Source organism: Lentzea sp., from assembly GCF_036380075.1.
GTDB lineage: Bacteria > Actinomycetota > Actinomycetes > Mycobacteriales > Pseudonocardiaceae > Lentzea.
The window spans coordinates 86,634-92,633 of sequence record NZ_DASVFL010000032.1 but is presented as its reverse complement, the minus strand read 5'-3'; the positions used below and the strand labels follow the sequence as shown (position 1 = coordinate 92,633).

The 6,000-nt window shown below is 70.6% G+C and carries 7 protein-coding genes; all 7 read right to left on the bottom strand.

Annotated features, from left to right (window positions below; genetic code table 11):
* Positions 1-81: 81 nt before the first annotated feature.
* The 7 genes from VF330_RS04050 to VF330_RS04020 all read right to left on the bottom strand — a co-directional run bounded on the left by VF330_RS04050 (position 82) and on the right by VF330_RS04020 (position 5,887).
* Positions 82-1,053, bottom strand: coding sequence for a glycerophosphodiester phosphodiesterase (locus VF330_RS04050; RefSeq protein WP_330850113.1), 972 nt, complete (start codon positions 1,051-1,053; stop codon positions 82-84).
* 78 nt (positions 1,054-1,131) lie between these two features.
* Positions 1,132-2,037: a DUF4328 domain-containing protein gene (locus VF330_RS04045; RefSeq protein WP_330850112.1), complete on the bottom strand. Its 906-nt coding sequence runs from the start codon at positions 2,035-2,037 to the stop codon at positions 1,132-1,134.
* A gap of 2 nt (positions 2,038-2,039) precedes the next feature.
* Positions 2,040-2,378, bottom strand: a complete 339-nt coding sequence (locus VF330_RS04040; protein ID WP_330850111.1) for a rhodanese-like domain-containing protein — start codon at positions 2,376-2,378, stop codon at positions 2,040-2,042.
* Between the two features lie 58 nt (positions 2,379-2,436).
* Positions 2,437-3,333, bottom strand: a complete 897-nt coding sequence (locus VF330_RS04035; RefSeq protein WP_330850110.1) for a hypothetical protein — start codon at positions 3,331-3,333, stop codon at positions 2,437-2,439.
* Positions 3,330-3,824 (bottom strand): SigE family RNA polymerase sigma factor, encoded by a 495-nt coding sequence (locus VF330_RS04030; protein ID WP_330850109.1) that lies wholly within the window; start codon positions 3,822-3,824, stop codon positions 3,330-3,332. Before VF330_RS04030 ends, VF330_RS04035 begins: the two co-directional genes overlap by 4 nt.
* A gap of 120 nt (positions 3,825-3,944) precedes the next feature.
* A complete protein-coding gene (locus VF330_RS04025; RefSeq protein ID WP_330850108.1) occupies positions 3,945-5,540 on the bottom strand; it encodes a cation acetate symporter in 1,596 nt (531 codons plus the stop codon).
* Complete coding sequence (locus VF330_RS04020; RefSeq protein ID WP_330850107.1) at positions 5,537-5,887, bottom strand: DUF485 domain-containing protein; 351 nt, start codon at positions 5,885-5,887, stop codon at positions 5,537-5,539. The genes VF330_RS04025 and VF330_RS04020 overlap by 4 nt, the downstream gene beginning before the upstream one ends.
* Between the last annotated feature and the right edge of the window lie 113 nt (positions 5,888-6,000).

The following is a 6,000-nucleotide window of genomic DNA, read 5'->3' as shown; positions in this document are numbered from 1 at the left end:
CGGCGCCGTGCTGGCCGAGGAGCCCGAGCGCAGGGCGGAGTTCGTGATCCGCGGCCTGCACTCGCTGCCGCTCGCCACCGACTAGCGCGCCGGGTACCTGCGCGGCAGCGGGAAGCCGCGCTGCTTCAGGACTTCGCGCAGCCGGTCCGGGTAGTCGGTGATCAGGCCGTCGATTCCGGTGTCGATCACCTCGTGCATCCGCGGCACCTCGTCGACGGTCCACGGCACGACGGCGAGGCCTTGCCGGTGGGCGTCGGCGACCAGCTCCTTCGTGGTCATCGTGTGCACGGGCGACAGCGCCTCGGCACCGAAGGACCTCACCGCCTTCGCCACGCTGCCGCCGAAGTCCGCCAGTTCGAGACCGCCGGTCCAGGGCGAGCCGGGCACGAGCATCTCGGGCTGGGTCAGCGCCACCAGCGGGATCCGCGGCTCGACCTGCCGCAGGCGCATCAACGTGCCCCAGTCGAACGACTGGACGGTCACGTTCCGCAGGAACCCGGACCGCCGGATCTCCCGCACCGCCCGCTGCACGAACTGCTCGCGCGGCGCGGTCTCCTGCGGCGCGGCGGCCTCGACCTTGGTCTCGACGTTGAAGCGGATCCCCCACGCCCTCCGCTCGCGCGCCAGGTCGAACAGCTCCGCCAGCGTCGGCATCCGCGCCCCCGGCGACAGCTCCTGGTCCGGGTACTGCGACCACCGCGTGCTGCCGCAGTCGAGCGTGCGGACCTGCGCGAACGTCAGGTCCTTCACGTACTTCCCGGCGTAGGGGAACTCGGGGTCGCCCTCGAACGCCGGCAACGTGTCGAGGCACTTCGCCGGGTTGGTCCTGCGGTCGTGGGTGATGACCTCACGACCGTCCTTCGTGATCTGGAGGTCGAGCTCCAGCGTCGTGACGCCGAGGTCGAGCGCCTTGCCGAACGCCTTGAGCGTGCTCTCGACCGTCAGGCCGATGCCGCCGCGGTGCGCCTGGAGGTCGAACTCCCGGTGGTGGTGCGCCTGGGCGGCACCTGGTGTGGCCATCGCGATCACCAGAGCCCCGATGAGTGTCCGCATGCCCTCCAACCTGGCAGCGGACGGTCAGGCCCGGAAGCCCCTCAGGAAGAACGCCCGCTGAACAGCGGCAGACGAGAGCTACCGGGGCGAACCCGAGGCACGCACGGCGCGCAGCGGCGGTTCGGGCGCGTCCTTCACCTCGACGACCCGCATCAGCCGCACCGAGGCGGCGTCCACGGGCAGCAGCAGCGTGGTGATGCGGCGGACCACCAGGGCCGTCACCACGGCCACGGCGGCCAGGACCAGGTCGCTGAACGCGTGCAGCAGCACGCCGTCAGCCAGTGCCTGGGTGCTGTCGCGGAACGACCAGAGGACCTGCACGACGAACAGCAGCGCGGAGGCCACCCACAGGCCCCACCACCAGCGCAGGAGCTTGGACGGCCGGGGGCGGTCGCCCGCGGGGCGGCGGGCGACGGCGTGTTCCAGCTCGGCCAGGACGGAGCCGGGGACGACGAGGTTCATGCCGGGCACGACCAGGCCGACCAGGGCCTCGCGGTCCGAGCGGGACGGGCCGTAGCCGACGAGCGTGGCGGCCACGTTCCGGGTGCGGCGCACCCACAGCAGCACGAGGACCAGCGACAGCGCGCAGCCCGTGATGGTGAGCGCCGAGGACGACACGACCATCGCGTCGGACGCGCTGACCACGCCGGACGACAGGGCGCCGAAGCGGCTCATCGCCACCAGGACGTAGCGCCAGATCTCGGACAGCGCGCCCCACACGGCCACGAAGCCGAGCAGCCACAGCGAGTTCTGCGCGGTGCGGCCCAGCCGGCGCACGCCGTCGACCGAGTCGGCCTGCTCGACGGTGCCGGGCACGGCGGTCGGCCAGCGCCACGCGAGGAGCGGGAAGCCCCAGCGCGGCGGGACCGGGTAGTTCGGCGGGCCGCCGTAGCCGCGCCGCTGCGACCGGCCCTGCGGCTGCGGGTACGCACCGGGCGGCGGGGTCGCCACCCAGTCCACGCGCATCGGCTGCAGCGGCTGCACGGTCAGATGACCTCGGGGTCCGCGCCGTCGGTGCCGCCCTCGAGCGGACGGCCGGCGGCGTCCCAGTGCTGCATGCCGCCCTCGACGTTGACGGCCTCCCAGCCGTTGGCGTTGAGGTACTGGGTCACGCGGGCGGAGCGACCACCGGCGCGGCACACGACGTAGAGCTGCGAGTCGTGCGGCACCTCCTCGAGGCGGCCGGCGATCTCGCTCATGGGGATGTGCAGCGCGCCGGGCGCATGGCCCGCGTCCCACTCGTCCTGCTCGCGCACGTCCAGCAGGACGGCGCCCTCCGGCAGCACGGCGGGCACGTCGGCGATCTCCACGCTTGGAACAGTCACCCCCGAATGGTCCCATGCCGGAGGTTGCACGGACGTGAACCTCCGGCACGGGTCATCCTCAGCCCACCTCCGCGAAGACGGGACCGAGCCTGGAGAACTGCTCCTCGGACAGCGGCAGCGTCGGACGGCCGGCGCCGGTGCGTCGCGACGCACCGGGGTTCTGCGGGTCGTCGGCGGCGTAGTCGGGGCTGCCGAAGTTGCGCAGCTCGACCTGGAGCAGCGCGTTGTCCACGCGGTACACCCTCAGCGACTGCACCAGCGACTGGAACGGCTCGAACGGCCGGACGTCGTGCAGCTGCACGACCGAGCCGCCGATCTCCAGCCGTTGCGCGGGCAGGCAGTCGCCGGTCTCCCACAGCGCCTCGTCCGCGGCCGCTCGCGGGACGCCGGTGAACCTGCCGACGGTGATCCTGATGCTGCCGGTTCCGCTGGCGTCGGACACGTCGGCCTCGTAGCTGGTGCGGTCCCGGTTCGGCGTCGCGGCGCCGATGGTGACCTCCGGCAGCACCTTCCGCGCCTGGTCGAGCCACGCGGCGACCGGTTCGGGATTGAGCACCACCGCGCCGAGGTCCAGCGTGTCCGGCCGTTTCGACGGCGTCATGTCGCACAGGGGGATGTCGGTCACGGGCCTGCCCGCGGGTGGCGGCGCGCTCGGTGCCGGTGACCACGTCCGGTACGGAGTACGCGGTGGCGTGTCGACCCGCGGCCACCCCACCGCGTGCTCCACGGTCGCGGGTCCGTAGTCCGGCGCGTCCGCGGGAGTGGGAGGGGCGGCGTGGTTCAGCGTCGTGGCACCGACTCCGATGCCGGCGACCACCGCGAACACGCCGAGCACCGCGCCGGCGCGCTGGGCGAGCACCCGGCGCCGGCCGCGCTTGAGCACCACGTCCAACGTGGTCGTGGGAGGCGGCGCGGCGACGTCGAGAGCTCCGCGCAGCTCGTCTTCGATGTTCATCGGTCACACTCCGAGTTCACGGGCTCGCCGTACGCCTCGCGGAGCGCCGCCAAGCCCCTGGCCGTCTGACTCTTGACGTTGCCGGCCGAGCAGCCGAGCTCTGCCGCCGTCTGCTCGATCGACAGGTCGTGCACGAACCGCAGCACCAGCGCCGCCCGTTGCTTGGGTGCCACCTGCCGCAGCGCCGCGTTCAACCGGGCGTCCGGGTCGGCGAAGTCACCGCTGACGCCGTGGTCCGGGAGGTCGGCGACAGGGCGTTCGCGGTCGCGGCCGCGCCTCCTGCTGTCGATGAAGGCGCGCGTCAGGATGGTGCGGACGTAGGCCTCCGCCGTCTCCCGCCTGATGCCGGGCCACTTCGCGTACGCCTTCACGAACGCGTTCTGCGCGAGCTCTTCCGCCTCCGACCAGTCGCCGCACAGGGCGTACGCCGTACGCCGGGCCCAGTCGAACCTGCTTGTGAAGAACTCCGAGAACTCCTCGTCCCGTCGCACTCCGCTCCCCCAAGCTCCGCCGCTTCCCCGTTCAGTACGCAGTCAGCGCCCAGGGGGTTGCACCACACGGAGAACGGGCCGCCCCCGGTTGGGGACGGCCCGTTCTCCCAGAGCAGCGAACTAGTGCGCGATCGCCTTCTCGGCGCCCGCACCGGTGAGGGAGCGGACCTCCATCTCGGCCTGCTTGGCGGGGTCGGCCTTGTCCTTCGAGAGGATCGTGCCGATGTAGCCGAGCAGGAACGCGACGGGGATCGAGACGATGCCGGGGTTCGACAGCGGGAACAGGTCGAAGTCGGCGTTCTTGAACATCGAGGTCGGCGTGCCGGAGACGGCGGGCGACAGGATGATCAGGGTGATCGTCACGATCAGGCCGCCGTAGATGCTCCACAGCGCGCCCGAGGTGTTGAAGCGCTTCCAGAACAGCGAGTAGAGGATCGTCGGCAGGTTCGCCGAGGCCGCGACCGCGAAGGCCAGTGCCACGAGGAACGCCACGTTCTGGCCGTTGGCGATGATGCCGCCGCCGATCGACACGAGACCGATGACGATCGCGGTGATGCGGGCGACCTTGACCTCGTCGGTCTTGCCCTCGTCCCCGTTGCCCTTCTTGATCACGTTGGCGTAGATGTCGTGGGCGAACGACGCCGACGCCGTGATCGTCAGACCGGCCACGACCGCGAGGATCGTCGCGAAGGCGACGGCCGCGATCAGGCCCAGCAGGATCGGGCCACCCAGTTCCAGCGCGAGCAGCGGAGCGGCCGAGTTCGCCTTGCCGGGAGCCGCGTTGATCTTGTCCGGGCCGACGAGCGCACCGGCGCCGTAGCCCAGGACCAGGGTGAACAGGTAGAAGATGCCGATCAGCCAGATCGCCCACACGACCGAGCGACGGGCTTCCTTCGCCGTCGGCACGGTGTAGAAGCGCATCAGGATGTGCGGCAGGCCCGCGGTGCCGAGGACCAGCGCGAGGGCCAGCGACAGGAAGTCGACCTTGCTGGTGCCGGTCTTGCCGTACTGCAGGCCGGGGCCGAGGAGCTTCTCGCCCGCCTTCGGCGCGTTGTCGACCGCGGCGCCGAGCAGGGCGGAGAGGTTGAAGCCGTACTTGCCGAGCACCCAGAGCGTCATGACGCCCGCGCCGACGATCAGCAGGACGGCCTTGATGATCTGCACCCAGGTGGTGCCCTTCATGCCGCCGATGAGGACGTAGGCGATCATCAGGGCGCCGACCACGGCGATGACGAGGGCCTGACCACCCGTGCCCGTGATGCCGAGCAGCAGGGCGACGAGGCCACCGGCACCGGCCATCTGGGCCAGCAGGTAGAAGAACGAGACCGCCATCGTCGACGTCGCGGCGGCGGCGCGGACCGGACGCTGGCGCATCCGGAAGCTCAGCACGTCGCCCATCGTGTACTTGCCGGTGTTGCGCAGCAGCTCGGCGACCAGCAGCAGCGCGACGAGCCACGCCACCAGGAAGCCGATCGAGTACAGGAAGCCGTCGTAGCCGTTGAGGGCGATGGCGCCGGCGATGCCGAGGAACGACGCGGCCGACAGGTAGTCGCCGGCGATCGCGATGCCGTTCTGCGGGCCGGTGAACGCGCGACCGGCGGCCAGGTAGTCGGCGGCGGTCTTCGTGTTGCGGCTCGCCCGGATGACCACGAACAGCGTGATCAGGACGAAGACGCCGAAGATGCTGATGTTGAGGATCGGGCTGGACTCGTTCACTTGCCGTCTCCCTCGATCTCGTTGCGGAGCTTCTCCGCCAGCGGGTCGAGGTTCTTGTTGGCGTGCCGCACGTACAGCGTCGTGATCACGAACGTCGACACGAACTGCAGCAGGCCGAAGATGAGCCCGACGTTGATGTTGCCGACAACCTTGGTGGACATGAAGTCGTGCGCGTAGTCCGCGAGCAGCACGTACAGCAGGTACCACGCGAGGAACAGGCCGGAGACGGGGAAGACGAACTTGCGCAGTCGCTGCTTCAGCTCGGTGAAGTCAGCACTCGCTTGGACGTCGGCCCACTTCTGTGCGTCTGGGGCCGACTCAGACGGGGTGTGTTCGACGCTGCTCACAGTCCCCTCCTCGCGGTACTCGTCGTAGGTGTCAGCAACGTGACGTGCACGTAATGCCTCCTGGTGCGGTCCGTTCTTGGTCGAGAACCGTATGGAGACTTGAGTCACTCAGG